Genomic DNA, 24,296 nt, shown 5'->3' with positions numbered 1-24,296 from the left:
TTTTTGCCTCAAACACCGACCCTATGCTTCGCTCGCGGACGAAACGTGACCGCTTTTATCGTGCCGGCAGCACCTGCCCCCGGCATTCGCCAAAACCTATGCGCTGGAAACCCTCGCGCTCGCACCAGGCGCGCAGGATGATGGTGTCGCCATCTTCAAGAAAGGTGCGTGTCTCGCCGTTGGCCAGTTTCAAGGCATTCTTGCCGCCGGCACTAAGTTCCAGCAGCGACCCGGCCTGCTCAGACCGCGCGCCTGACAAGGTGCCCGAGCCCAGCAGGTCGCCGGGCTGCAGGTTGCAGCCGTTGACGGTATGGTGCGTGAGCATTTGCGCGACCGTCCAGTAGGCGTCGCGGAAATTGGACTGCGACAGGCGCTCTGGGCTCAGGCCGGCATCACGCATGGCTTGCGTGTGCAGCCAGACTTCGAGTTCCACGTCCAGGCTGCCCTGCTGCCGGTTGCCCGGCGAATCCAGGTAAGGCAAGGGCTGGGGATCGCCTTCAGGACGCGCGAAAGCCGCGCGAAACGGCGCGAGCGCCTCCAGGGTGACGATCCACGGCGAGATCGTGCTCGCGAAACTCTTTGACAGGAAAGGGCCCAGCGGCTGGTACTCCCAGGCCTGCACGTCGCGCGCCGACCAGTCGTTGAGCAGCACCAAACCAAAAGCGTGGGCCTCGGCCTGCTCCATGCCCACAGCGTCACCCAGCGCATTGCCCTGCCCCACCAGCACACCGAGTTCGAGTTCGTAGTCCAGCCGCTGGCTGGGCCGCAAGACCGGTACCTCGTCATTCGGGCCCTTGGTCTGGCCCCGCGGCCGCGGGAACTGCTGGCCGCTCACGCCTATGGACGAAGCACGGCCGTGGTAACCGATGGGTACCCATTTGTAATTCGGCAGCAACGGCGCGTCGGGACGGAACAGCTTGCCGACCGTGGTCGCATGGTGAATGCCGGTATAGAAGTCGGTGTAGTCGCCGATGCGGCAAGGCAGGTGCAGGGTCACCGCATCCTGCGGGTGCAGAAAGCCCGACCACTGGCGCTGTTTCGCACTGCCTTCAGCCAGGCCTTGCGAGATCGCAGCCCGCAGCGCACTCACTTCCCGCGGGCTTTGCGCCATCAGCACGTTCATATCGCTGATATTGGTAAGCCCGGCCGCACGCAAATCCAGCACCTGGTCGCCGATGGCGACGCCGATGCGGCGCTCGCCCTGCGGCGTGAGGCTGTAAGTGCCGAAAGGCAGGTTCTGGATCGGAAAGTCGGTGCCGGCCTGGTTGGCGGAGGCTACCCAGCTGCGCAGTCGGGAGTCGTGGGTGGCGTTCAGTTGTGCGTTCATGGTCGGCTTAAAAGTGAGGGGAACGGCATCAAGCCTTGAACTGGTCCTTGAGCCCTGCCCAGCAGCCGGCATAGGCGGCATCAAGCGAGCCGCCTTCCATCGCGTAGGCCGTGGGAATAAAGCGGTAGCGGCTTTCAAACATAAAGGCCAGGGTGTTGTCGAGCTTGTGTGGCTTGAGGTCGGCCGCGCTGGCCTTTTCAAACGCCTCGGTGTCCGGGCCGTGCGGCACCATGCAGTTGTGCAGCGAGGCGCCGCCCGGCTTGAAGCCCTCGGGCTTGGCGTCGTACTGGCCGTAGACCAGGCCCATGAACTCGCTCATGAGGTTGCGGTGGTACCAGGGCGGGCGGAAGGTGTTCTCGGCCACCAGCCAGCGCGGCGGGAAGATCACAAAATCGCAATTGGCCGTGCCCGGCGTGTCCGAGGGCGAGGTCAGCACGGTGAAGATGGACGGGTCCGGATGGTCGTAGCTGATGGAGCCTATGGTCATGAAATGCGCCGTGTCGTATTTGCAGGGCACCAGGTTGCCGTGCCAGGCCACCACGTTGAAGGGGCTGCGCGGCTGCTGCGCCGACCACAAGCGGCCGCCGAACTTCTTGATGATCTCGTAATCCTTGCCGGGTGCATCGTCGGCGTCGAAAGCCGCCACGGGCGCCAGAAAGTCGCGCGCATTGGCCAGGCCGTTGGAACCTATGGGGCCGAGCTCGGGCAGGCGGAAATGCGCGCCGTAGTTTTCGCAAACATAGCCGCGTGAGGCGCCGTCGGGCAAGGCCACGCTGAAAGCCATGCCGCGCGGCAGCACGGCGATTTCACCGGGCTTGACGTCCAGAATGCCGAGTTCGGTGGTCAGCACCAGCCGGCCCTGCTGCGGAACCAGCAGCATTTCGCCGTCGGCATTGACCAGCGCGCGCCGCGCCATGGAGCGATTGGCGACATAGACATGCGCGGCCATGCCGGTCTGGGCTTCGGCATCGCCGTTGGCCGCCACGGTGCGCAGGCCGTCAACAAAATCCAGTGGCTGCTCGGGAATCGCAAACGGGCTCCAGCGCAAAGGATCGGGCGGCACGGCCACGCCGCCCGCGGCGCCGGTCGTCCACTGCGCTTGCGCGTAAGGCTGGTAGCCGCCCGCCATCACCGAAGGCTGGCGACGGTACAGCCAGGTGCGGCGGTTTTCGGCGCGCGGCGCGGTAAAGGCCGTGCCCGAGATCAGCTCGGTGTACAAATCGTGCGGGGCGCGCTGCGGGCTGTTGCGGCCTTCGGGCAAGGCGCCGGCGACGGCTTCGCTGGCGAACTCGTTGCCGAAGCCGGACTGGTAACGCAAAGTGCTTGTGGAAGTGTGGGTGGTCATGGAAGTTTCCCGCGTTTCGGATATTCAGTTCAACGATCGCAGCGCCATCATTCTTCGGCATCGTCGGGTTAGCCGCCGGCCCTGGCTTTCTCGATCAGTTTGTCAAAAAAATTACTGAGCTGTGCGCGCTCGGCCTCGCTCAGCACGCCAAAAATATCCTGATTGCGCTGGCCCACCACCTGCATGGCGCGCTGCCAGGCCTTCTTGCCTTTAGGGGTCATGGTCAACACCACGCCGCGGCCATCGGTCGGACTGGCGGCCTTGACGATCAGGCCCTGGTCGACCAGCGACTGCGCTGCACGGCTGGCCTGGCCTTTGTTGAGATTGGCTTTTTGCGCGAGGTCGTTCACCGACAGCGGCGCAAACGTGCCCACGGCGGTAAGGCAACGGGCGTCGCTCATCGACAGGCGCGCCTCTGCCAGATAGGCACGCTGGCTTTCAATGTCCGTCAGCTTGTGCAGAAGATGCAGGCGGTAGGTCAGGGTTCTTTCGAGCTTGATCATGCGGGCCACGGGCCTCAATTTATGGTTGCGCTCGCAACTATAAACCCATCCGGTTGCGCCCGCAACCATTTACTCAACACACTCCGGCCCCCTCCCCGGAGCGGGTAGCCCTAGTTGCGCACCATCGTCATCTGGCCGCGCACTTCACCAGCGGGATGGGCCGCCGTATGAATATTGGCATACCAGCGGCCGGCCATCAGGTCGGCGGCCTGGGCGGGTGTCAGCGTTGCGCTGCCGTCCATGGGGCTGCTCAGGGGACTGGCCCATCCCAAGGCCACGCCGGCATTGGCGCCAATGGCGGCCGGGCCGTGAAAGTGCCCTGCCGTTGCAGGCCCGGTGAGACGGGTGTAGTTGACCTTCCAGCGAAGCAGGTTGGTGCTGGTGTCGAACACGGCATCGACCGAGCCGCTGCCGGGGCTGGCATTGGCGGGCACTTCGTTGGCGCCGCGAAGCTGCGTGGTGAAGGCGACCAGGCTGGACTGCTTGTTCATCACGCCGCAACCGGTGATGGCGGCAGCGGCCACAGCCAGGGCGGCCAGGGACATTCGGGTGGCGATACGGCGTGAAAGCATGGGTCGGCTCCTTGAAAAGTTGCAGCCGATTGTGCGTGTCGCGCCCCATCCGGACCCGTAGGACAAACCCCATGCGAACAGTCGGTTCCGGACGACGCCCCTACCCCACCGCGCGCCGACACATGCGCATGCGCGCGAGCCGGAGACTGCTGAGATAAGCACATCCGCAAGAAAGACACCCCCATGGCATCTCGCGTTCTATGGAAAGGCGCCATCAGCTTCGGCCTGGTCCACATCCCCGTCGCGCTGCATTCGGCCACCTCCGAAAGCGGCGTCAACTTCGACTGGCTGGACAAGCGCAGCATGGACCCGGTGGGCTACAAGCGCATCAACAAGCGCACCGGCCGCGAAATCGCCAAGGAAAACATCGTCAAGGGCGTCGAATACGAAGACGGCCAGTACGTGGTGCTGTCGGAGGACGAGATCGCCGCGGCCTATCCCAAGACCACCCAGACCATCGAGATCGAAAGTTTTGTGCCCAACACCGAGATTCCCTTTGTCTACCTTGAGCGGCCCTACTACGTCGCCCCCATCAACAAGGGCCAGAAGGTCTATGCGCTGCTGCGCGACACTTTGCTGAAAACGCAGCGCGTCGGCGTTGCCCGGGTCATCATCCAGACCAAACAGCACCTCGCCGTGCTAGTGCCCGCGGGCCCGGTGCTGGTGCTGAACCTGCTGCGCTGGGGTGCCGATATCCGCTCGATCGAAGAGCTGAACCTGCCGCCCGTGGGCGCCAAGGCCGCCGGCCTTTCCGACAAGGAACTGGCCATGGCCAAACAGCTGGTGGACGACATGACCGGCAAATGGGACCCGGAACAGTTCACCGATTCCTTCAAGGACGACATCATGGCGCTGGTCAAGCGCAAGGCCAAGGCAGGCAAGCTGGAGAACGTGGTGCAGCCTGAGGAGTCCGACGAGGCCGACACCCGTTCCGGCGCCAAGATCATCGACCTGACCGAGCTGCTGCAGCGCAGCCTGCGCAAAGGCGGCGGGGAAGCACCCAAGTCGAAACCCCCCACCAAAACAAAGGCCTCCGCCAAAACGCCGGCGCGCAAAAAGTCCGCCGCCAAAAGCGCTGCGCACGCCCCCGCCAGGCGGCGCGCCGCCTAGCCGGCCACAGCCGTGCAGGCCGACGAGATGGACAACCGCGATTCGCTGAAACACTACCGCGCCAAACGCGACTTCACGCGCACACCCGAGCCCGCGGAGGGCGGCACGCGCTCGGACAAGTCCCTGAGCTTCGTGATCCAGAAACACGATGCCCGCAACCTGCATTACGACTTCCGCCTGGAGCTGCAAGGCGCGCTCAAAAGCTGGGCGGTGCCCAAAGGTCCCAGCCTGGACCCGGCCGTCAAGCGCATGGGCATGCGCGTGGAAGACCATCCGATCTCCTACGCGGGTTTTGAAGGCAGCATCCCCGCCAAACAGTACGGCGCCGGTGACGTGATCGTCTGGGACCGCGGCCTGTGGACACCGCATGGCGACCCGGCCAAAAGCCTGCGCCAGGGCAAGCTCAAATTCGACCTGCACGGTGAAAAACTCAAGGGTGGCTGGACCCTGGTGCGCATGCACGGCCGCGGCAACGACAGCAAGGAACCCTGGCTGCTGATCAAGGAGCACGACGAACACGCCCGCCCCGAAAAAGAGTACGACGTGCGCGAGGCCCTGCCCAACAGCGTGCTTTCAGGCCTGCCGCTGCCCCGCGATGCCAAAGGAAAACCCGGCAAAGCGCCGCGCAAAGCCGCGGCAAAAAAAGCCTCCACGGCATCGGCCAAACAGACCTCAAAGCAAACCACCGGCGGCATTCCCGAAGGCGCCGTCAAGGCCAAACTTCCCGAGATACTCGCGCCGCAACTCGCCACGCTGGTCGCGCGCCCGCCGGCCGACCCGCAAGGCTGGGCCTACGAGATCAAGTACGACGGCTACCGCCTGCTGGCCCGCATCGAAGGGGACTCGGTCCGTCTCATGACGCGCAACGGCAATGACTGGACACACAAGCTGCCCAAGCTGGCCCAGGCCGTGGCCGCGCTGGAAATTCCCTCGGGCTGGGTGGACGGCGAAATCGTGGTGATGAACGAGCACGGCGTGCCCGACTTCGGCGCCCTGCAGAACGCGTTTGACCACGCCAGCACGGCCCGCATCATCTTTTACGTGTTCGACCTGCCCTACTTCGACGGGCTGGACCTGCGCCAGTTGCCGCTGGCCCAGCGGCGTGAACTGCTGTGCGCGCTGGTCACACGCCATCCGCAGGAGACCATTCGCTTCAGCGACACCTTTGAGGAAACACCGCAAGACCTGCTGGCGTCGGCGCGGCAGGTCGGGCTTGAAGGCGTGATCGGCAAGCGCATGGATTCGGCCTACGTGTCGCGCCGTTCGCCGGACTGGATCAAGCTCAAGACCCAGCTGCGCCAGGAGTTCGTGATTGGCGGCTACACCGAACCCAAGGGCTCGCGTGCCGGCCTGGGCGCGCTGATGCTGGGCGTGCACGGCGAAGACGGTGCACTGAAGTACGCCGGCAACGTTGGCACCGGCTTCAACGACAAGGTGCTCAAGGACCTCAAGGCGCGGCTGCAGAAAATCCACACCGAGCGCAGTCCTTTCGCCAAGGTGCCCGCCGGCGTCAAGGGCCAGTGGGTCAAACCGCAGCTGCTGGCGGAGGTCGCTTTCGGCGAATGGACCCATGGCGGCCACATCCGCCATTCGGTGTTCCAGGGCCTGCGCGGCGACAAGCCCGCCACCCACATCGTTCGTGAAAAACCCGCCGCCCTGCAGCGCGGCAAGAAAGGCGCCGCCGTGAACCCCGCGAAAAAACCCGCCACCGGCAAACCCAGCGCCAAGGGCAGCCTGAAAGCCGCACCAAAAACGGCCGCCAAAGCCGACCCGGCCGCGCTCAAATCCCTGCGCGTCACGCATGCCGACCGCGTGGTCGACAGCAGCACCGGCTTCACCAAACAGAACGTGGTCGAGCACTACGCGCAGGTCGCGGCGCTGATATTGCCGCACCTCAAGGCGCGCCCGACCTCGCTGGTGCGGGCGCCCTCGGGCATAGGCGGCGAGCTGTTCTTCCAGAAGCACGCCGAAGCCGGCTCGGTACCCGGCATCAAATTGCTGGACCCCGCGCTCGATCCCGGCCACGAGCCGTTGCTGGAAATCCCCTCCACCGCCGCCCTGCTGGCCGCCGCCCAGGTCAATGTGCTGGAGTTCCACACCTGGAACGCCACGACGCGCGACATCCACAAACCCGACCGCATGACCTTTGACCTGGACCCCGGCGAAGGCGTGGCCTGGCCTCAGATGCAGGAAGCCGCTCAGCTGGTGCGGGCCTTCCTCGACGAGCTGAAGCTGTCCAGCTTCCTCAAGACCAGCGGCGGCAAGGGCCTGCACGTGGTGGTGCCGCTCAAGCGGCAATACGACTTCGACACCGTGAAGGATTTCTCGCACGCGCTGGTGATGCACCTGGCCGCCGTGATTCCCCAGCGCTTCGTCGCCAAGAGCGGCCCCAAAAACCGTGTCGGCAAAATTTTTCCGGACTACCTGCGCAATGGCTTCGGCGCGACCACCGTCTCGGCCTGGTCGCTGCGCGCCCGGCCCGGCCTGGGCGTGTCGGTTCCGGTTGCCTGGGATGAACTGGATTCGCTGACCGGCGGTGCGCACTGGACGGCGCAGACCCTGGGTGCCCGCCTGGCCGTCGGCAACCGGCCCTGGGATGCCTACGAGGCCTCGCGCAACGGCCTGACCGCCGCCATGAAGCCGCTGGGTTTCAAGCCGCCGGCACGGCGCGCGTGACCTGATGGAAGTGTCATCCGCCTCCTACACCGGCAGGGCCCGAGGCCCGACATGGCCGCCCGGGAGCAGCCTTTAAATTGAGCTTGTGGGGGTTCAAAACCTCCCATTTCGCATTCAACCACTCACTCAAGGAGACCCGTATGCCTTCGAACCAGAATGATCCGAAACGGAACAATCCCCAAGCCCAGGACAAACAACAGCAGCAAGGCCAGCGCAACCAGCCCGGACAGCAGGATCGCCAGAACGCCAACCAGGCCAGCGATGCGCAATTGAACCAGGGCCAAGGCAACCAGCGCCAGGGACAACAAGGCCAGCATGGCAGTGCCCAGGACAACCAGCAAAAGCAGTCGCGCAATCAGTCAGAGCGCGATGAAAACATGGAGCCCGAGGACTCCGGCAACCGGCAGTCGGGCCAGTCGGGTCGCAGCAACAACTGACCGCGCTGCAAACCGGCATTTTTCAGGAAAACAAAGTGGAGGCCATGTGCCTCCGCTTTTTTGCGCCCGCACAGCGGGGCCTGCGAGACATCCCATGAACCAGCCCGATGAAATGGACCTGACGCTCTACCTGCAGACCGAGGGCCGCCGGCTTGCGGCGGAAATCGCGAAGCAGCGGCCTGCTCCTGCCACGTCCCGGCCCTCCTCCGCCCAGCAGCAATGCGCCGCGGCGCAACCCGGCAGCCAGCGCCCCGCGCGCAGCCTCAGCGAAGCCTTGCAGCGCATGGGCGTGGCCGGCGCGCACCCGCGCAGACGCCTGTAGGTCGCCGCCGCGACTTGCCTCCGGGCACTGGCCTTGCGCCTGCGCACGCCCTATCATTCAGGCAGCGCACCCGCATGCGCCTGGAGACACCATGAAGCCCCTCTTGCCCTTCACACTGGCCGGCTTGCTGCTTTTGTCGGCTTGCCCCGATCCCAAATCCCCCAAAGCGCCTCCCAAAGTGCCCGAGCCCAAAGCGGCCGACTCGGCCGAACTTCGCCTACCGGTACAACTCACGGCAGCACATCGCAACGCGCACGCATGAAGACCTTCCGGCGCGCTTTTGTCCCCATTTTTATGCTGCTGGCCGGCTGCGCCGCCACCAGCGATCCTCTCGCACAACGTGTCACTATCGAAGGCCGGACCTACCTGCTCAGCCCGCTGACCGCCGGCACCTGGATCGCCACCTCGTCGCCGGCAGCCAACCCCGTCGCCACCACGCCTTCGGCACGCATCGCCCTGCTGGCGGCCATTGAGCAACGCTCGGGCTGCAAGGTCACCGATGCCGACTATTCGCGCGGCGGCATGCAGCTGGATGCGCAAGTGGACTGCGCAAGCCGCCTCAAGAACTAAGCGCTGCAAAAAAAGGGGCGGCCTGCGCCGCCCCCGGTTTGCCGAACCTCGAGTGTCGGCAAGAAACTGAAAACATCTCCTGAAACCGCCGCCTTATGTCGAGGCCTTCAAGGCATCGCGCAAGGCTTTGACCTGGTCATGGTTGCGCTGCGCGCCCTGGGCCTGGCGCTCCACCACCGTCCTGATCGCCGACGGCAGGTTCTGCTTCAAGGCTTTGCGGTAGCGCGCCACGGCCGTGTCCTCGCCGCGCTCGCATTCATTGAGCATGGCTTGGTCGCTGTAGGCACTGAGCGTCGCCCGCACGGACACCCATCCGCGGTGCAGCGCACCGGCCATTGAGCCGCCGTCGTCGGGCTTGCCGCCCAGCTGGCGTATCAGGGTCTGCAGCTCCAGGCCCGCGGCCCGGCATTCGCCGGAATGGCGGTGCAGCAGGATCTTGATATCTTCCGACTTCGTGTGCTCGGCGCATTCGCGGAAACCGTATTCGCCGTCGCGGCAGGATTCCAGCAGGTCATTGAGCGTGTCGACGATTTCCTCATCGTCCGCCACGCCGACGGTGTCGGCGTTGCTGAGGCTTGTGTCGTTGCGGGAGGCAGCGGTCTCATAGGCGCTGACCTGGTCGTGCGCGCGGTTCCAGGCCGCGCGGCTGGCCATGCGGGCCTGCGACCAGTCCAGGGTTGACCGTCCCCTGTAGATGTCCCAGCGGTCCGCCAGGCGCATTTCGGCTTCCTCGAACGAGCCCGGGTAATCGCGCCGGCCTTCCACGCCCAGCCGGTAGGCGGGCGCATAGTCGTCAAAGGGACGGCCCATCTCGTAATAAGGCTCCAGCGTGTGCCTGTCGCGCCACCAGGCTTCCGCAGCCGTGGGGTCCAGGGCCTCGGCGGCTTCCTTGCCGCCCATGCCGCCGGCGATCGCGCCGGCCACACCGCCGACAAGGGCGCCGGCGGGACCGGCCACCGCACCGGCGGCCGCGCCCCCGGCAACGCCGCCCATGGCCGCGCCTATGCCGGTGCCCACCGGGTGTGAGCCCGGCTCCTTGCTGATCGGGTCAAGATTGGGATCGTATTCTTTGGCCATGGTGCATCTCCTTTGTCGAACACAGGTTGGAAAGACATCCGGGCCATCGCTGGCCGGACACTGGCTACCATGGTCTCGCGCTGTAGAAGACCCCATGGTCAGGCAAGCACAGACAGGTATGTAGGAGAGCGCCGCGCAGAAATGCGCGGCTACCGGCGGCCTGTGGGGTCGCGCCTTTCAGGCATCAAGTTCGGGGTAGCGGCGAAAGATGCCGTCCTCGTTGAAGGGGATGCGCCGCTCGCTCGCGAGGTAGGCCGCAACGCGCCTGTGCTTCGCGACGCCGTCATGCAGGTCCATCACTCGCGGTGCATTATTCAGGGCTCGGCGGGCGGCCTTGGGAAAGGCATACAGCAGCCCCTCGACCAGCTGGAACAGCGAAAGATCGGCATAACTCAGGCGGCCTCCCACCAGGTGCGCACCGCCGCGCGGGTTGCGCTCGAGCACGGTTTCAAACCAGGCCAGGAATTTTTTGATGCGCGCCGTCCTGAACGCCTTCGCGCGCCTGAGCGCCTCCTTCTTCTGGTCCTCGTAGTAGAGCCCCGTGCCCACGGGGTGATGCGAGTCGTGCGCTTCGGCCACGACATCGGCAATGGTGAGCTGGATCTGGTGCGTCCAGAGGCGGGCCGTTTCGCTTTTGCCGACCAGGCCCAGGCGCGGGCCCAGGTACAGCAGGATGGCGGCCGATTGGCCGACAATGGTCTTGCCATCCACGAGGAAAGGCGGCGCGAAGGGCGGATGGCGCACGCCGCCGCTTTCCATGAAGTGCGTCATCGCGGGAATGCCTTGCCCGTCTTCCTCGCAGCCGCGCGCCACGTCCACATAGTCGGCGCCGGCGGCTTCCAGCGCGAGCCGTGCAAATTCGCCGCGCCCCTGGATGCTGGGCCAGTAGTGAAGTTCATAAGGCATGGATGAAACTCCTGTGAGGGTCGTTTCATTCTGCGCGAAACCATGGTGTGAATCCACGGCAAATGCCGCTGCGTCCGCTTGTCCTACGAAGATTTCGCCCTCCTCCGACAAGCCGCCGCCTGGAGCAGGACTACGTTGAAACTACGTCCATCCAGGTCTGCACGCTACGGCGCCAAGGGCCTATTTCTGGAGCTCCCATGACAACCTCCACCCTCCCCGCATCCCTGCACGGCAAAACCCTGCGCTGGACCTTCAAGGACGGCCCGACGCGGGGCCATACCTTTGAGCACACCTTTGCCGGCGACGGCTCCCTCACTTGGCGCGGCGCGGGCCCGGACGCCAAAGACCACCACGAGAGCGCCAGCGCCGCCGTGAAAGTGTCGGACGACGTGCATGTGGTGTCCTACCTGTCCAGGGAGAGCGGCTACACGCTGACCGTGGTGCTCAACCTGAAGACCGGCGCGGCCGTCGGTTTTGCTTCCAACGGCAAGGACTGGGTGCAGCAGTCGGGCACATTTGAGGTGCTGGGCGCAAGCCGCGCCTAGCCGCCTGCCGCGATCTGCCGTAGCGCCTGCTCGAACACCTCGACCGGTTGCCCGCCGGAAATCAGGTGGCGGTCGTTGATGATCACGGCCGGCACCGAATGGATGCCTTGGGTCAGGTAGAACTGTTCGCGTTCGCGCACCTCGCGCGCGTACTCGCCTGAAGCCAGCACTTCGCGCGCGCGGGCCTCATCCAGGCCCGCCTCCGCGGCCGCCTTCACCAGCACCTCGTGCGAGGCCGGGTTCTGGCCATCGGTGAAATAGCGCTGGAACAGCAGCTCTTTCAGTGCCTTCTGTTTGTCCGCGCCTTCAAGTTCGGCCCAGTGCAGCAGCCGGTGCGCGTCAAAGGTGTTGTAGATCCGGCTGCGCCCGCCGCCGGGCTCGTCGGCCATGCTGAATTTGAAGCCGACCTGGGCGCCGCGCGCGCGTATGTTCTCGCGGTTGGCGTAGGCCTGCTCGGCCGAGATGCCGTATTTCTGGGTGATGTGCTCGGTGATCTCCTGGCCCTCGGGCACCATCTTGGGGTTGAGTTCAAAGGGCTGGAAATGCAGGTCGGCCTGGATGTCGCCGCGCACGCGCTCCAGCGCCTGGTCCAGCGACTTCAGGCCAATCACGCACCAGGGACAGGAAACGTCGGACACAAAATCGATCTTGAGTTGGGTGGTCATGGGGGGCCTCTGAGAGTTGCTGTGTTTGTTCTGCGCCAGCCTGATTTTGGCCCGCGGAGAGGCAACTTGCGGTGCCCGGCGGGATATTCAAGCCCCCACCGGGGTTAATCGGCCGGAGGCGCCACCGCCTCGGGCCGTCTGTGGCAGCCCTTTTCAAGAAACTGTCACACAAGCTTCCTAAGATTCCGGCAGCGCAGCAGCCCTGCCCTGCGCCTTGGCGCGGGACACCGCCGCTTCGCAACCATTCCCACCTGAACCTGGAAACTACAACAATGTCCGACCTGGCCACCCCCTCCCTCCCGTCCCGCCGCACCGCCTTGAAGTTCCTGGCCACCGCGCCCATGCTCCCGTTGGGAGCCCTGGCTTCCAGCACCCTGCTGTCGGGCTGCGCCACCGGCAGCGGCCCCTCCGCCGCGGGCAACTACCTGTCTTCCAGCTTCTCGTCGATGGCCGCGCCTTCGCTGGCCAACGCGGCCGCCATGGCCACCACCACCGTGGGTTCCAGCCTGCAGGTCCAGCTCAAGGACAACAGCATGCAGAGCTACAAGCTCGCCTACCAGCCCTTCTTCGTCACCGGCGACATGGTGCCGGACGGCAAGGGCGGCACCATCCTGAGCGGCGGCTACGTCGACATCAACAACCGGCCCATCATCGACCGCTCGGTGCCCGGCAAGGAGCGCCAAGTGTTCTCCGACTCGCCCGACGGCACCTCGCTGCTGGGCCTGCCGAATGCCAACGTGCCTGGCGTCAAGGGCAAGGCGGTGTTCGCCGTCGTGCAGTTTGAATACACCACGCGCGACCAGGCCGGCGCCGATGCCTACGGCACCCTGCCCTCGCCCATCGCCGTGCTGACGCTGGACCAGGACCAAGCCACCGGCAAGCTCAGCCTCGTGAAGTACCACAACGTCGACATGTCCAAGGCGCACGGCCTGTGGATCACCTGCGGCGCCAGCCTCTCGCCCTGGAACACCCACCTGTCCAGCGAAGAGTACGAGCCCGACGCGCCCTTCGCCGCCGAAAGCGCGCAGTTCAAGAAGTTCAGCAAGAACGTCTACGGCGACGAAACCAAAGCCAACCCCTACCACTACGGCCACCTGCCCGAAGTCACCGTGCAACCCGACGGCAGCGGCACGGTCAGGAAGCACTACAACCTGGGCCGCATCTCGCACGAGCTGGTCCAGGTCATGCCCGACAACCGCACCGTGCTGATGGGCGACGACGCCACCAACAGCGGCCTCTTCGTCTTCGTGGCCGACCGCGAAAAAGACCTCTCGTCCGGCACGCTCTACGTCGGCAAGCTGGGCAGCGGATTCTCGGTCAACCCGGCCGACCAGGGCGCGAAGATCTCCTGGATCAAGCTGGGCCACGCCAGCAGCGCCGAGATCGAAAAGATGGCCGACACGCTCAAGCCCGCCGACATCATGACGGTGCTCAAGGCCGACCCGTCCGACGCCAGCTTCACCAAGGTGTTCTACAACGGCAACGCCAACTGGATCAAGGTCAAGCCCGGCATGGAAAAAGCCGCCGCCTTCCTCGAAACCCACCGCTACGCCTACCTCATGGGCGGCAGCATGGGCTTCTCGAAGATGGAAGGCACCACCGTCAACATCAAGGACAAGGTCGCCTACTCGGCGCTGCAGAACATCCAGGACTCCATGGTCAAGACCGGCAAGGGCTGGAACGCCGCCAGCGGCATCGCCCTGGACAAAGCCCTGATCGCCGGCGGCGTGATGGCGCACAAGCTCGAAGGCGGCCAGAAGGACCTGGGCGGCAGCGCCATCGACAGCGAATGGATGCCGGTGCACACCAAGGCCCTGCTGGTCGGCGAAGACATCGCCGCCGACGCACTGGGCAACAAGGCCGACCCCAACAAGATCGCCAACCCCGACAACCTGAAGTTCTCGGAAAAAATGCGCACCCTCTTCATCGGCGAAGACAGCGGCTCGCACATCAACAACTTCATCTGGGCCTACAACGTCGACACGAAACAGCTGTCGCGCCTGATGTCCATGCCCGCAGGCGCCGAAGCCACCGGCCTGCATGTGGTGGACGACCTCAACGGCTGGACCTACATCATGAGCAACTTCCAGCACGCCGGTGACTGGAATTCGCTGCACGGCAAGGTACAGGCCGTGCTGGACCCGCTGGTGCGCGCGAATTACAAGGACCGCTTCGGCGCGGCCGTCGGCTACCTGACTGCAGATCCGAGCAGTATCAAGCTGGGTTAAGCGCAGGAGCCGCTCTCTTTCAAGAGCTGCGACTCATCTCACCACCGTTCGCCCTGAGTTTGCCGAAACAATCCGGCAGCCTCAGGGCGAACTGCATTGGCAATCCTTCTTCCCTAAAATGTCCTGCAAGCCCGCGGCGCATCCCTCGGGCACCACAGCCACCGGGAACCCCATGCACTACCGCTACGAAGGCCTGATCCACTACGCGCAATCCCTGCTCACCGCCGCCGGGCTCGAACCGGCCAAGGCCACAGCCGTTGCGGAAATCCTGGTCGAAGGCGACCTGATGGGCCACAACACCCACGGCCTGGCCCTGCTGCCCGGCTACCTCGGCGAACTCGAATCCGGCGCCATGGAAAAACTCGGTGCGCCCACCGTGCTGGCAGACCACCCGGCAGCCCTGACCTGGGACGGCCGCCGCCTGCCCGGCCCCTGGCTGGTACTGGAAGCCATGGCACTGGCGACTGAACGCGCCGCAATCCAGGGCACTTGTACCGTGGTGATACGCCGCAGCCACCACATCGCCTGCCTGGCCGCCTACCTCAAGCGCGCCACCGACAAGGGCCTGCTGATGCTGCTCACCTGCTCCGACCCGAACACCGCCAGCGTTGCACCCTTTGGCGGGCTGGACGCGGTGTTCACGCCCAACCCGGTTTCGGCCGGCATTCCCACGGGTGGCGTTCCGGTGCTGATGGACGTCTCCACCTCGGCCACCACCAACGGCCTGACCAACCGGCTGCACAAGGAAGGCAGGCGCCTGCCCGCCGCCTGGGTCATGGACGGCCACGGCGCGGCCAGCGACAACCCTTCCGTGCTGTTTGAAGAACCCAAGGGCACCATCCTGCCGCTGGGCGGTATGGACTCGGGCCACAAGGGCTACGGCCTCACGCTGCTGGTCGAGGCCCTGACCGGTGGCCTGGCCGGCCACGGCCGCGCCGACCCCAAGGAAGGCTGGGGCGCGACGGTGTTCCTGCAGATCATGGACCCGCGCGCCTTCGCCGGCCTGGATGCGTTTGAGCGGCAGACCGGCCACGTCGCCGACGCCTGCCGCGCCTCGCGCCCGGCGCGTGAAGGCTCGGCCGTGCGCACGCCCGGTGAAAAAGGCATCGCGCTGGCCGCGAAGCAAAAGGAAACCGGTGTGGCGCTCTATCCGTCCATCCTGCCGGCGCTGTCCAGCTGGGCCATCAAGCTTGGCGTGACGGAGCCCGCCGCGAACTGAAGCGCGGCGCGGCCGGGCTCAGGCCAGCCTGCGCTGCCGCAGCCGGCCCATCACCAGCGGCAAGGTCCAAACCAGCAGCGTGACCACCGCCAGCGAGGCCGCGATCGGCCGGCTCACAAAGGCCATGAAGTTGCCGTCGGCCTTGATCATGGAGGTGATGAAGTTTTCCTCCAGCATGCCGCCCAGCACCACGCCCAGGATGGCGGGCGAGATCGGGAAGTCGTTCTCCTCCAGCAGGTAGGCGATCAGGCCGGCCACCAGCATCACGGCCACGTCAAACACCGAGTTGTTGATGGCGAAAGTGCCCACGATGCAGAACAGCAGGATGACGGGCATCAGGATGTTGCGCGGCACCTTGAGGATGTTCTTGGCCGCCTTGATGCACAGGATTCCGAGCGGAATCATGATGATGTTGGCCAGGATGAAGATCAGGAAAATCGCGTAGATGTTCTGCGGGTTGGTCGTGAACAGCGTCGGCCCGGGGTTCATGTTTTTCATGTAGAGCACGCCGATCACGATGGCCGTGATGGAGTCGCCCGGGATGCCGAACACCAGCGCCGGTATCCACGCGCCGGCCAGCGCGCTGTTGTTGGCCGACCCCGACTCCACAATGCCCTCGACGTGGCCGGTGCCGAATTTTTCGGGCTCCTTGGAAAACTTCTTGCTCATCGCATACGACATCCAGGCCGCGATGTCGGCGCCGGCGCCGGGCAAGGCGCCCACCGCGGTGCCCAGCACGCTGCCGCGCAGTATCTGCACCGGGTATTTTTTGGCGAGGGCCCACTGCCCCTTGAGCACATTGCCCACCTGCTCCACCACCAGTTCGGCCGGCGGGCTGGTGTCCACCACGTAGCGGATGATCTCCGAAATGGCGAACATGCCGATCATCATGGAGATCATGCCGATGCCGCCCATCATCTCGGCGTTGCCTAAAGTGAAGCGCGGAAAGCCGCCCGGGTTGTTCAGGCCGACACAGGCGACCATCAAGCCCAGGAACAGGGAGATCACACCCTTGAGCGGGCGGTCGGAGGTGATGAACACCGCGCAGGTCAGGCCCAGCAGGACCAGCCAGAAGTATTCGAAGGAGCTGAAGCGGATCGCAAAATCGGCAAGCGCCGGTGCGGCGACGATGAGCACCACGGTGCCGAACAGCCCGCCCACCGCGGAAAACACCAGGCCGGCGCCCAATGCGACTTCAGCCTGGCCTTTGCGTGTCAGGGCGAAGGCTTCATCGGTGTACGCGGCCGATGCCGGCGTTCCCGGTATGCGCAGCAGGCAGCCCGGAATGTCGCCTGAAAAAATCGCCATGGCGGTGGCGGTCACGATGGCGGCCACCGCGGGCACCGGCGCCATGAAAAACGTCACCGGCACCAGCAGCGCGGTGGCCATGGTGGCGGTCAGGCCCGGAACGGCGCCGACAAAAAGGCCGTAAACGGCGGCGACCACCATCACCATCAGGGTGTAGGGTTCGAACACCATGAAAAAAGCCTGGCTCACTGCAGTCCACATAAGGGTCAGCTCCTGAAGCGTTGTTGTTGCGCGCGGGTTCCCGGGCGCGGCTTACCAGCTGTAATTGACAAGAATGCCCCAGGGAAGCGGCACGCGCAGCAGCTTGTAAAACATGAAGTGAATGACCAGGGTGGTGATTGCGGCAATCAGCAGTGACTTGCCCAGGGGCACGCGCAGCACGCAGAACATGGCCCAGAGGATGAGCGTGGCCGTCGGCAGAAAGCCCAGCTTTTCCGCCGCGAAGATGTAAAACAGCACCGAGGCCACCAGCAGCACAAAGGCCGCCACATGGCGCGGGGACCGCATCCAGTCGCCCGGCACCACCCAGGGCGCCGCCTTGCGCGCAAGCCAGCCGCGCACTATCAGGACCAGGCCGCAGAAAAGAATGCCGGTGGCGATCAGCCCGGGGAACAGGGCCGGCCCCACCTGCTGGCCCGGGATCGTCGGGTAGGACCTGACCGTGAACAGGACCAGCGCCCCGAGGATGGCCAGGACCAGCCCGAAGAAGGCGTCATTGATTTTCATGCGAAGGCTTTCGGGTCAGCCGGAAACCGGGAAGGGCAAGCCCTCCGGCCTCCGCGCGTTGGAAATGCCGCGCCGCAAGGCAGCGGCTTACTTGGCGATGCCCACGGCCTTCATCGTCGCGCCGAGTTCGGCGTCCGACTTGGCCATGAATTTGGCGAAATCGTCGGGGCCCGCGTAAATCACGCCGAAGCCGCGGCTTGCCATGAAGTCGGTGTAGTCCTTGCTGGCCACGATCTTCCTGAGGGCCGAGCTGATCTTGTCGCGCGCCTCTGCCGGTATGCCCTTGGGCGCGACGATGCCGCGCCATGCGGCCATGGTCCAGTCGCTGCCGGTCGCGGCCTTGAGCGTGGGCACGTTCGGGTACAGCGCCGAGGGCTTGTCGTTCATGATCACCAGGCTTTTCACCTTGCCGGCATCGATCAGCGAGCGCGCTTCGGGCAGCGACACCGGCGCGATCTCGACACCGCCCGCGATCATGTCCTGCAGGCCCGGGGCCGCGCCGTTGCTGGGCACCCAGGGCACCGCGGCCGGGTCGATTTTCTGGTCGCGCAGCATGCCCGCGATGGCCAGGTGCCAGATACCGCCCTGCCCGGTCCCGGACGCCTTGAACTTGCCGGGATTGGCCTTGACGGCGGCCAGCAGGTCGTTGATGGTTTTATACGGCGCGTCGGCCCGCACCTGCACGCCGGCCGGGTCGGCATTGACCAGGCCCAGCGGCGTGTAGGACGCACCGGAGAGCTCCGTCAGGCCTTGCCAATGCATCATGCTGATCTCGACCGTGGCCATGCCGATGGTGTAGCCGTCGGGCGGGGCCGAGGCAATCGCGGCATGGCCCACCACGCCGTTGCCGCCGGTGCGGTTGACCACGGTGACCGGCTGGCCGAGTTCTTTTTCGAGCAGGCTTCCCACGATGCGGGCCGTGGCATCCGTGCCGCCGCCCGCACCCCAGGGCACGATCAGCGTGACCGGGCGGCTCGGGTAGCCCTGCGCGGCAACCGGAAGTGCGGCGGCAGCCAGTGCCAGGCAGGCCGCGGCGCCGGCGGCGCGTGCAACAAAGGAACGGCGGGAAGGGGCAAGCATCGATGTCTCCTTGGATGGCACGGGAAGGCCCGTGTGTTTTTGAAGTCACTCACTGAAGTCATTCACGCGGCAGGCAAGCCGCCTTGCGAAGCCCGCTGACTCTAGAACAATTGCCACGCCGGGGCACTAGGGTGAACCATGGTAAACATATGACGATTGACAAATGCTCACACCTGGGCGGCTGGGTTCTGTCGGGTAACAGGGCAAAAACGTGCCCGGCAGGCCTCCGCTGACGCGCATCAGCGCGTCTCCCCGATACGGCCGTGCCGGCCCACGTGACAAGCCCGCTTGCCGTCGCCTCAAGCGCAGATTTTTCGCAAGAGCACCGGCCGCTTAGCACCTTGGCATTACAGAAACTTTCCAAAACGCCCATGCAGCCCCGCATGCCGGGGGTTTCTCCCTAGATGCGGAATTTTTCAGCCTCCACATAATTAGTGCGTCGTTCAAACTAATTACCAAGTGCTGCGTTTGCAGCGGAACGATCACCGGGATTCAGTTGAGTTTTAAAAACCACATGCCTGATCTGGGCAGAACCATCGGAGACACAAATGAAATTAAAAGCATCTCTCACTGCAATGGCACTCAGCCTGGCCGCCGCCGGCGCATTTGCGCAGGTGACGGTCGGCGTCAGCTGGTCCAACTTCCAGGAGGAACGCTGGAAAACGGACGAAACAGCCATCAAGACGCAGCTTGAAAAGCTGGGCGCCAAGTACATCAGCGCGGATGCTGCCGGCTCTCCCGAAAAACAGCTGGCGGACATTGACGGGCTGATGGCCAAGGGCGCCAAGGTCCTGATCGTGCTGGCCATGGACAAGGACGCCATCCTGCCCGCCGTGAACAAGGCCACCAAACAAAAAGTGCCCGTCATCGCCTACGACCGCCTGATCGAGGCGCCCGGCGTGTTCTACATCACCTTCGACAACAAGGAAGTCGGCCGCATGCAGGCGCGTGCCGTGTTCCAGGCCAAGCCCAAGGGCAACTACGTGATGATCAAGGGCTCCCCCACCGACCCGAACGCCAATTTCCTGCGCGAGGGCCAGCAGGAGATCATTGACGCCGCCGTCAAGAAAGGCGACATCAAGATCGTGGGCGAGGAATACACCGAGGGCTGGAAACCCGAAGTCGCGCAGAAAAACATGGAGCAGATCCTGACCAAGAACGGCGGCAAGGTCGATGCCGTGGTCGCCTCCAATGACGGCACCGCCGGCGGTGTCGTGGCGGCGCTGAGCTCCAAGGGCCTCAAGGGTGTGCCGGTGTCGGGCCAGGACGGTGACTTTGCCGCCCTGAACCGCGTCGCCCTGGGCACCCAGACCGTGTCGGTATGGAAAGATGCGCGCGACCTCGGTAAACAGGCGGCCAGTGCGGCCGTCAATCTGGGTGCCGGCAAAAAAGTCGAAGGCGCGACCTCCTGGAACGGTGGCGAGAAAAAGGTGGCCCTGCAGGCCCAGTTCCTCAAGCCCGTGCCTGTCACCCGCGACAACCTTGACGTGGTGGTGAAGGCCGGCTGGATCAAAAAAGAGGAACTCTGCAAGGGAGTCACCGGCAACGTTGCCGCCTGCAAGTAAGCCGGCAGGCAACACAGCTTTCAACCACCTGCTCCCCGTCCTGCGCAAGCAGGCAAGGCAACCGGCCTGCGGGTTGCCCGGGAGCACTGCATCCTCAAAACCATGCAACTTCCTGCCCGATTCCTGCGCAACGCTGCCGTCGACTGGCGGCTGGTCTTCATGGGGGGCGTGCTCGCTGTCCTGGCGGGCGTGTTCCAGGTCCTGTCGGGCGGTATTTTCCTGTCGCCTGAAAACCTCTACAACATCGCCCAGCAAACCGCCGTGGTGGGCATCGTGTCCACCGTCATGGTCCTGATCATCGTGGCGCGGCATATCGACCTGTCGGTCGGCTCGGTGATCGGTTTTGTCGGCGTCCTCATCGCCTATCTTCAATACACCCTGGGCTGGTCCTGGCCGGCGGCGTCGCTCGCCGGGCTGGCCGCGGCGCTGGTGGTGTCGGTGTACCAGGGATGGCTGACCGCCATGCTGGGCGTTCCGTCCTTTGTGGTCACGCTGGGGGGCTTGATGTCCCTGCGCGGCGCGGCCTTTCTGGTGGCCGACGGCAAGACCCAGCCCGTCAGCGACGACACATTCTTGCAGCTCGGCGGCGGCTATGACGGCGGCATCGGGGTGACCGCCACCTGGGTGCTGACCGCATGCGTCAGCCTGGTGCTGGTTCTTCGCATGCTGTTGCGGCGCCGCGCCTCCACACGCCACGAGATGCCCAACCAGCCCGTATGGGTGGATGTATTGCTGGTGGCCGCACCCGTGGTCCTGCTGACCGCATTTGCCGCGGCCATGAACAGCTACCTGGTCCCCAACAAGGACGCGCCCCAGGGCATCCCGATCCCGGTTCTGATCTGGGCGGCCGTGGCGGTGGTGATGTCCTTCATCTCCCAGCGTACCCGTTTCGGCCGCTATGTCTACGCGATGGGCGGCAACCCGGATGCCGCGGTCCTGGTCGGCATCCCGGTCAAGCGGGTGACGCTCATGCTGTTTGCCCTGCTCGGCGTGCTCATCACCATCGCCGCCATCGTGTCGGTGGCCCGCCTGAACGCTGGCACCAATTCGCTGGGCACCGGCATGGAGCTGTTTGTGATTGCGGCCGCCGTGATCGGCGGCACCGCGCTGGCCGGCGGCAGCGGCACCATCATCGGCTCGGTCCTGGGTGCACTCATCATGCAGTCGTTGGACAGCGGCATGCTGCTGCTCGATGTTTCCATCGGCAAACGCATGATCATCATCGGGCAGGTGCTGATTGTGGCGGTGGTCTTCGACGTGCTTTATCGCAAGTGGGTGCAGGAAAGCTGACATGCAAACCACCACCGAACCCCTGGTCGAATTCAAGGACATCCGCAAGGCCTTTGGCGGCGTTCATGCCGTGGACGGCGTGAACCTGAACCTTTACGCCGGCGAAGTCGTCGCCGTGCTGGGCCACAACGGCGCCGGCAAATCAACGCTGATGAAAATGCTGGCCGGTGCTTTTCCGATCGATTCGGGCGAGATCCGAGTGATGGGCCAGAAAGTGAATCTGCGGAGCCCGGCCGATGCGCAACAGCAGGGCATCGAAACCATCTACCAGACGCTGGCCCTGGCCGACAACCTGGACGCCGTGGCCAACCTGTTCCTGGGCCGCGAAAAAATGACGGCGTGGAATACCCTGGACGATTACTTCATGGAGGCGCAGGCACGCAAGGTGTTTGGCCGCCTGAATAAAAACTTCACCAACATCCATACCCCGGTGCGGCGCCTGTCGGGCGGGCAGCGCCAGGTGGTGGCGATCTCGCGTGCCATCTATTTCAATGCCCGCATCCTGATCATGGACGAGCCCTGCGCCGCCCTGGGCCCGGAGGAGTCCGCCATGGTGGCCAAGCTGGTGCTCCAGCTCAAGGCCGAAGGCGTAGGCATTTTCCTGATCACGCACGACATGCAAGATGTCTTTTCGCTCAGCGACCGCCTCTCGGTCATGAAAAACGGTCGCATGGTCGGCACCTACCGCACGGCCGACCTGAACGAAGACCAGATTCTCGGCATGATCATCGCCGGCAAGCAGCCTGAGGGACGCGCGCAGGCGCCCCACCGCATCGACTAAACCATGCCATCGGCCATGAAAACCACAGGTGACCAGCAGCTCGTCAAGCGCATCAATCGCAGCGTGCTGATGCGCCTGCTGCGCAACCAGCCGGGCCGCTCACGCGCGCAGCTGGCCAACCACAGCGGCTTGACCAAGTCGACCGTCAGCCTGCTGGTGCGCGAGCTCATCGACGAAGGCTGGCTCAGTGAAATCAGCATGGCCGCCGCCAACGGCGTCGGACGCCCCTCCACTCCCCTGCAGATCGACTGCCGGTCGCGCGGCCTGATCGGCGTGGAAGTGGCGGTCGATGCCCTGCGTGTGGCCAGCGTGTCGTTGTTGGGGAAGGTGCTGTGGTCAACGCAGGAGCCTTTGCGCAGCACCCGGCCACAAGACGTCTGCAGCCGGATCGCCCAGCTCACGGTGCTGGCCCAGGAGCAGCTGGTGTCGCGCGGCGCGCAGCTCTCGGGTATCGGCATCGGCCTGCCTGGCGCGTTTGACGAGGCCACCGGCGTAGTCCGCTTTGCCCCCAACCTTGGCTGGCGCAACGTGGATTTTTTGCCGCAGATCACCCAGGCACTGGTTCACGCCGGCCTGCCCCCGGTACCGGTACACGTGCAAAACGAAGCCGACACCGCCGCGCTGAGCGAATACGAGTTCTCGGAAAACGACGGCAAGGACTCGTTGATTTTTGTGAGCTGTGATGTCGGCGTGGGCGCGGGCATCGTGCTCAACGACCGCTTGTTCACCGGCATGCGGGGCATGGCCGGCGAAATCGGCCACAGCGTTCTGGAACTCGACGGCCCCGCCTGTTCCTGCGGACGGCGCGGGTGCGCGGAGACCTTCATCGGTTCAGGCGCCCTGGGCCAGCTGGCAAATGTCCAGCGCTCAGGGCACTACCTGGGTGTGCTGCTGCAAAACCTGTGGACCACCTTCGATCCCAGCGTGCTGGTGGTGGGCGGCTCGTCATGCCACCATTTTCCCGACATGGTGAAGGTTGCCCAGGAGACGCTGCAAAACTACGCCAGCGCTGCCGGTGTCACCGCACCCACGGTGCGCGTCGCGCGTTATGGCTTGCTGGCCTCGGCGGTGGGTGCCGCCGCCATGGTGCTGCACCAGTACCTGCGCCCCATGCATCCGACCGGCCGCCTTGCGGGCAATGGCCAGCCAGCGCGGGACCCGGCCCTTCTCCAGATGCCGCGCACCTCGGGCGAGCCCGCCTGCGCACGGTAGGCCCGCGCTGACACGCATCAGCGCCTTTCCCCGATAAGGCGCCATCCGCCCGGCGCGCACAGTGAAGGCACTGCATTTCTGGAGAAGAAAAATGTCTTTTGCGCTTTACATGGTCGGGTTCGTGATCTTCCTGGCCGGCGTCGTCTGGGGCGCCGTGGAAGCCGGAGTGCCGCACCTCTACATCGGCATAGGCGCGTTGATCTTCCTGGGCATAGGCATCTTCAGTGCCGTAAGCCGCACGCGCAGCAAAGACCCGTCGTAAGCGGCAACGCGCGGCTATTCTTTCGGTGTTTTCTGTGGCGCCTCCTGCGCCCTCAAGACCTGTTGCAACTGGGCCAGCACCGCGCTCGCGGTGCGTAACTGGGTTTCGTCCATCCCCGCGGCCAGGGCATTGGCCCACACCTTCTGCCCCGCCTGTATGGTTTGCAGGGCCTTGCTCCCTCTGGATGTGAGCCTTAGCAGCTTGGCCCGGGCGTGGGCCGGATTGTCTTCGTAGGCGCAGAGCCCACCCTCCACCAGCAAATCCGCCACGCGCTGCACGCTTTGCCGCGTCAGGTTCATGGCGCGCGCGATCTGCGCCACCGACAAGGGCGCGCCCTCCACCGCCGCCAGAACCTGCCAGCGCGACGAGGTTTGCCCGGCAGGCGCCGCCAGCGCATCACCTGCCGCAATCAACAGGCCATTGAGCTGCATCACCTGCACCACCAGCCAGCTCAGGGTATTGGCGGCTGGCGAGCGCTCGGCCTCCGCTTGGGCAATGCTTGATTTGACAGCATGCTGTCGTTTTATTATACTTCCAGACATGACAACATTCTGTCATATTAAGCACCCG

General features: G+C 64.9%; 24 protein-coding genes. 13 read left to right on the top strand and 11 right to left on the bottom strand.

Features of this window, described 5'->3' with window-relative positions:
• Nucleotides 1–55: 55 nt before the first annotated feature.
• The 4 genes from fahA to ACSQ27_RS05375 form a co-directional block, all read right to left on the bottom strand.
• Complete coding sequence (gene fahA / locus ACSQ27_RS05390; protein ID WP_436154432.1) at nt 56–1,327, bottom strand: fumarylacetoacetase; 1,272 nt, start codon at nt 1,325–1,327, stop codon at nt 56–58.
• A 28-nt stretch (nt 1,328–1,355) separates the two neighbouring features.
• Nucleotides 1,356–2,672 (bottom strand): homogentisate 1,2-dioxygenase, encoded by a 1,317-nt coding sequence (gene hmgA, locus ACSQ27_RS05385; RefSeq protein WP_436154431.1) that lies wholly within the window; start codon nt 2,670–2,672, stop codon nt 1,356–1,358.
• A gap of 68 nt (nt 2,673–2,740) precedes the next feature.
• The gene (locus tag ACSQ27_RS05380) at nt 2,741–3,175 is read right to left on the bottom strand and encodes a MarR family winged helix-turn-helix transcriptional regulator (RefSeq protein WP_436155405.1); all 435 of its coding nucleotides are present in this window, start codon (nt 3,173–3,175) and stop codon (nt 2,741–2,743) included.
• 110 nt (nt 3,176–3,285) lie between these two features.
• Complete coding sequence (locus ACSQ27_RS05375; protein ID WP_436154430.1) at nt 3,286–3,747, bottom strand: CHRD domain-containing protein; 462 nt, start codon at nt 3,745–3,747, stop codon at nt 3,286–3,288.
• A gap of 183 nt (nt 3,748–3,930) precedes the next feature.
• On the opposite strand from ACSQ27_RS05375, the gene ACSQ27_RS05370 reads away from it, so the two are divergent.
• From ACSQ27_RS05370 to ACSQ27_RS05350, 5 genes are all read left to right on the top strand, one after another.
• Nucleotides 3,931–4,857 carry a Ku protein gene (locus ACSQ27_RS05370; protein ID WP_436154429.1) on the top strand — a complete coding sequence of 309 codons (927 nt, stop codon included), beginning with the start codon at nt 3,931–3,933 and terminating at the stop codon, nt 4,855–4,857.
• 27 nt (nt 4,858–4,884) lie between these two features.
• Nucleotides 4,885–7,533, top strand: a complete 2,649-nt coding sequence (gene ligD, locus ACSQ27_RS05365; protein ID WP_436154428.1) for a DNA ligase D — start codon at nt 4,885–4,887, stop codon at nt 7,531–7,533.
• A 140-nt stretch (nt 7,534–7,673) separates the two neighbouring features.
• Complete coding sequence (locus ACSQ27_RS05360; protein ID WP_436154427.1) at nt 7,674–7,970, top strand: hypothetical protein; 297 nt, start codon at nt 7,674–7,676, stop codon at nt 7,968–7,970.
• Nucleotides 7,971–8,064: 94 nt separating this feature from the next.
• Nucleotides 8,065–8,292, top strand: a complete 228-nt coding sequence (locus ACSQ27_RS05355; RefSeq protein WP_436154426.1) for a hypothetical protein — start codon at nt 8,065–8,067, stop codon at nt 8,290–8,292.
• A 258-nt stretch (nt 8,293–8,550) separates the two neighbouring features.
• Nucleotides 8,551–8,862: a hypothetical protein gene (locus ACSQ27_RS05350; protein WP_436154425.1), complete on the top strand. Its 312-nt coding sequence runs from the start codon at nt 8,551–8,553 to the stop codon at nt 8,860–8,862.
• 93 nt (nt 8,863–8,955) lie between these two features.
• On the opposite strand, the gene ACSQ27_RS05345 is transcribed toward ACSQ27_RS05350, so the two are convergent.
• Together ACSQ27_RS05345 and ACSQ27_RS05340 are read right to left on the bottom strand one after the other, a co-directional pair.
• A complete protein-coding gene (locus ACSQ27_RS05345; protein WP_436154424.1) occupies nt 8,956–9,939 on the bottom strand; it encodes a ferritin-like domain-containing protein in 984 nt (327 codons plus the stop codon).
• Between the two features lie 177 nt (nt 9,940–10,116).
• Entirely contained in the window at nt 10,117–10,845 is a 729-nt protein-coding gene (locus ACSQ27_RS05340; RefSeq protein WP_436154423.1) for a glutathione S-transferase, read from the bottom strand.
• A gap of 197 nt (nt 10,846–11,042) precedes the next feature.
• Here ACSQ27_RS05340 and ACSQ27_RS05335 point away from each other — a divergent pair, with 197 nt between their 5' ends.
• A complete protein-coding gene (locus ACSQ27_RS05335) occupies nt 11,043–11,390 on the top strand; it encodes a MoaF N-terminal domain-containing protein (RefSeq protein WP_436154422.1) in 348 nt (115 codons plus the stop codon).
• Here ACSQ27_RS05335 and ACSQ27_RS05330 read toward each other — a convergent pair.
• Entirely contained in the window at nt 11,387–12,055 is a 669-nt protein-coding gene (locus ACSQ27_RS05330) for a DsbA family oxidoreductase (RefSeq protein ID WP_436154421.1), read from the bottom strand. The genes ACSQ27_RS05335 and ACSQ27_RS05330 overlap by 4 nt on opposite strands.
• A gap of 272 nt (nt 12,056–12,327) precedes the next feature.
• Between ACSQ27_RS05330 and ACSQ27_RS05325 the strand changes: the two genes are divergently transcribed.
• Nucleotides 12,328–14,283 carry a PhoX family protein gene (locus ACSQ27_RS05325; protein WP_436154420.1) on the top strand — a complete coding sequence of 652 codons (1,956 nt, stop codon included), beginning with the start codon at nt 12,328–12,330 and terminating at the stop codon, nt 14,281–14,283.
• 172 nt (nt 14,284–14,455) lie between these two features.
• Nucleotides 14,456–15,502: an Ldh family oxidoreductase gene (locus ACSQ27_RS05320; protein ID WP_436154419.1), complete on the top strand. Its 1,047-nt coding sequence runs from the start codon at nt 14,456–14,458 to the stop codon at nt 15,500–15,502.
• Between the two features lie 18 nt (nt 15,503–15,520).
• On the opposite strand, the gene ACSQ27_RS05315 is transcribed toward ACSQ27_RS05320, so the two are convergent.
• From ACSQ27_RS05315 to ACSQ27_RS05305, 3 genes are all read right to left on the bottom strand, one after another.
• Nucleotides 15,521–17,011, bottom strand: coding sequence for a tripartite tricarboxylate transporter permease (locus ACSQ27_RS05315; RefSeq protein ID WP_436154418.1), 1,491 nt, complete (start codon nt 17,009–17,011; stop codon nt 15,521–15,523).
• Between the two features lie 51 nt (nt 17,012–17,062).
• Entirely contained in the window at nt 17,063–17,536 is a 474-nt protein-coding gene (locus tag ACSQ27_RS05310; RefSeq protein WP_436154417.1) for a tripartite tricarboxylate transporter TctB family protein, read from the bottom strand.
• Nucleotides 17,537–17,623: 87 nt separating this feature from the next.
• Nucleotides 17,624–18,616 carry a tripartite tricarboxylate transporter substrate binding protein gene (locus ACSQ27_RS05305; protein ID WP_436154416.1) on the bottom strand — a complete coding sequence of 331 codons (993 nt, stop codon included), beginning with the start codon at nt 18,614–18,616 and terminating at the stop codon, nt 17,624–17,626.
• A 548-nt stretch (nt 18,617–19,164) separates the two neighbouring features.
• On the opposite strand from ACSQ27_RS05305, the gene xylF reads away from it, so the two are divergent.
• The 5 genes from xylF to ACSQ27_RS05280 all read left to right on the top strand — a co-directional run bounded on the left by xylF (nt 19,165) and on the right by ACSQ27_RS05280 (nt 23,726).
• On the top strand, nt 19,165–20,181 hold the full coding sequence (gene xylF / locus ACSQ27_RS05300; protein WP_436154415.1) for a D-xylose ABC transporter substrate-binding protein: 1,017 nt from the start codon (nt 19,165–19,167) through the stop codon (nt 20,179–20,181).
• 159 nt (nt 20,182–20,340) lie between these two features.
• Complete coding sequence (locus ACSQ27_RS05295) at nt 20,341–21,471, top strand: sugar ABC transporter permease (protein WP_436155404.1); 1,131 nt, start codon at nt 20,341–20,343, stop codon at nt 21,469–21,471.
• Nucleotide 21,472: 1 nt separating this feature from the next.
• Entirely contained in the window at nt 21,473–22,252 is a 780-nt protein-coding gene (locus tag ACSQ27_RS05290; RefSeq protein ID WP_436154414.1) for an ATP-binding cassette domain-containing protein, read from the top strand.
• A 15-nt stretch (nt 22,253–22,267) separates the two neighbouring features.
• A complete protein-coding gene (locus ACSQ27_RS05285) occupies nt 22,268–23,464 on the top strand; it encodes an ROK family protein (RefSeq protein WP_436154413.1) in 1,197 nt (398 codons plus the stop codon).
• Nucleotides 23,465–23,555: 91 nt separating this feature from the next.
• Nucleotides 23,556–23,726 carry a hypothetical protein gene (locus tag ACSQ27_RS05280; RefSeq protein WP_436154412.1) on the top strand — a complete coding sequence of 57 codons (171 nt, stop codon included), beginning with the start codon at nt 23,556–23,558 and terminating at the stop codon, nt 23,724–23,726.
• A gap of 14 nt (nt 23,727–23,740) precedes the next feature.
• Here the strand turns inward: ACSQ27_RS05280 and ACSQ27_RS05275 are convergent, their stop codons facing one another.
• A complete protein-coding gene (locus ACSQ27_RS05275) occupies nt 23,741–24,268 on the bottom strand; it encodes a MarR family winged helix-turn-helix transcriptional regulator (protein WP_436154411.1) in 528 nt (175 codons plus the stop codon).
• Nucleotides 24,269–24,296 lie beyond the last annotated feature (28 nt).

Origin of the sequence: Polaromonas sp. LjRoot131, from assembly GCF_964252805.1 — a bacterium.
Taxonomy (GTDB): Bacteria; Pseudomonadota; Gammaproteobacteria; order Burkholderiales; family Burkholderiaceae_C; genus Polaromonas.
Note: the sequence above shows the minus strand (reverse complement) of the source record. Positions and strands in the feature narration are given on the sequence as shown.

What these genes read in the sequence shown, in the direction of transcription:
- ACSQ27_RS05350 (WP_436154425.1), top strand. Translation starts at nt 8,551, where the DNA reads ATGAAGACCTTCCGGCGCGCTTTTGTCCCCATTTTTATGCTGCTGGCC.
- ACSQ27_RS05360 (WP_436154427.1), top strand. Translation starts at nt 7,674, where the DNA reads ATGCCTTCGAACCAGAATGATCCGAAACGGAACAATCCCCAAGCCCAG.
- ACSQ27_RS05305 (WP_436154416.1), bottom strand. Translation starts at nt 18,616, where the DNA reads ATGCTTGCCCCTTCCCGCCGTTCCTTTGTTGCACGCGCCGCCGGCGCC.
- ACSQ27_RS05340 (WP_436154423.1), bottom strand. Translation starts at nt 10,845, where the DNA reads ATGCCTTATGAACTTCACTACTGGCCCAGCATCCAGGGGCGCGGCGAA.
- ACSQ27_RS05370 (WP_436154429.1), top strand. Translation starts at nt 3,931, where the DNA reads ATGGCATCTCGCGTTCTATGGAAAGGCGCCATCAGCTTCGGCCTGGTC.
- ACSQ27_RS05290 (WP_436154414.1), top strand. Translation starts at nt 21,473, where the DNA reads ATGCAAACCACCACCGAACCCCTGGTCGAATTCAAGGACATCCGCAAG.
- ACSQ27_RS05325 (WP_436154420.1), top strand. Translation starts at nt 12,328, where the DNA reads ATGTCCGACCTGGCCACCCCCTCCCTCCCGTCCCGCCGCACCGCCTTG.
- ACSQ27_RS05310 (WP_436154417.1), bottom strand. Translation starts at nt 17,536, where the DNA reads ATGAAAATCAATGACGCCTTCTTCGGGCTGGTCCTGGCCATCCTCGGG.
- ligD (WP_436154428.1), top strand. Translation starts at nt 4,885, where the DNA reads ATGGACAACCGCGATTCGCTGAAACACTACCGCGCCAAACGCGACTTC.
- ACSQ27_RS05275 (WP_436154411.1), bottom strand. Translation starts at nt 24,268, where the DNA reads ATGTCTGGAAGTATAATAAAACGACAGCATGCTGTCAAATCAAGCATT.
- ACSQ27_RS05295 (WP_436155404.1), top strand. Translation starts at nt 20,341, where the DNA reads ATGGGGGGCGTGCTCGCTGTCCTGGCGGGCGTGTTCCAGGTCCTGTCG.
- ACSQ27_RS05375 (WP_436154430.1), bottom strand. Translation starts at nt 3,747, where the DNA reads ATGCTTTCACGCCGTATCGCCACCCGAATGTCCCTGGCCGCCCTGGCT.
- xylF (WP_436154415.1), top strand. Translation starts at nt 19,165, where the DNA reads ATGAAATTAAAAGCATCTCTCACTGCAATGGCACTCAGCCTGGCCGCC.
- ACSQ27_RS05315 (WP_436154418.1), bottom strand. Translation starts at nt 17,011, where the DNA reads ATGTGGACTGCAGTGAGCCAGGCTTTTTTCATGGTGTTCGAACCCTAC.
- fahA (WP_436154432.1), bottom strand. Translation starts at nt 1,327, where the DNA reads ATGAACGCACAACTGAACGCCACCCACGACTCCCGACTGCGCAGCTGG.
- ACSQ27_RS05355 (WP_436154426.1), top strand. Translation starts at nt 8,065, where the DNA reads ATGAACCAGCCCGATGAAATGGACCTGACGCTCTACCTGCAGACCGAG.
- ACSQ27_RS05380 (WP_436155405.1), bottom strand. Translation starts at nt 3,175, where the DNA reads ATGATCAAGCTCGAAAGAACCCTGACCTACCGCCTGCATCTTCTGCAC.
- ACSQ27_RS05335 (WP_436154422.1), top strand. Translation starts at nt 11,043, where the DNA reads ATGACAACCTCCACCCTCCCCGCATCCCTGCACGGCAAAACCCTGCGC.
- ACSQ27_RS05320 (WP_436154419.1), top strand. Translation starts at nt 14,456, where the DNA reads ATGCACTACCGCTACGAAGGCCTGATCCACTACGCGCAATCCCTGCTC.
- ACSQ27_RS05345 (WP_436154424.1), bottom strand. Translation starts at nt 9,939, where the DNA reads ATGGCCAAAGAATACGATCCCAATCTTGACCCGATCAGCAAGGAGCCG.
- hmgA (WP_436154431.1), bottom strand. Translation starts at nt 2,672, where the DNA reads ATGACCACCCACACTTCCACAAGCACTTTGCGTTACCAGTCCGGCTTC.
- ACSQ27_RS05280 (WP_436154412.1), top strand. Translation starts at nt 23,556, where the DNA reads ATGTCTTTTGCGCTTTACATGGTCGGGTTCGTGATCTTCCTGGCCGGC.
- ACSQ27_RS05330 (WP_436154421.1), bottom strand. Translation starts at nt 12,055, where the DNA reads ATGACCACCCAACTCAAGATCGATTTTGTGTCCGACGTTTCCTGTCCC.
- ACSQ27_RS05285 (WP_436154413.1), top strand. Translation starts at nt 22,268, where the DNA reads ATGAAAACCACAGGTGACCAGCAGCTCGTCAAGCGCATCAATCGCAGC.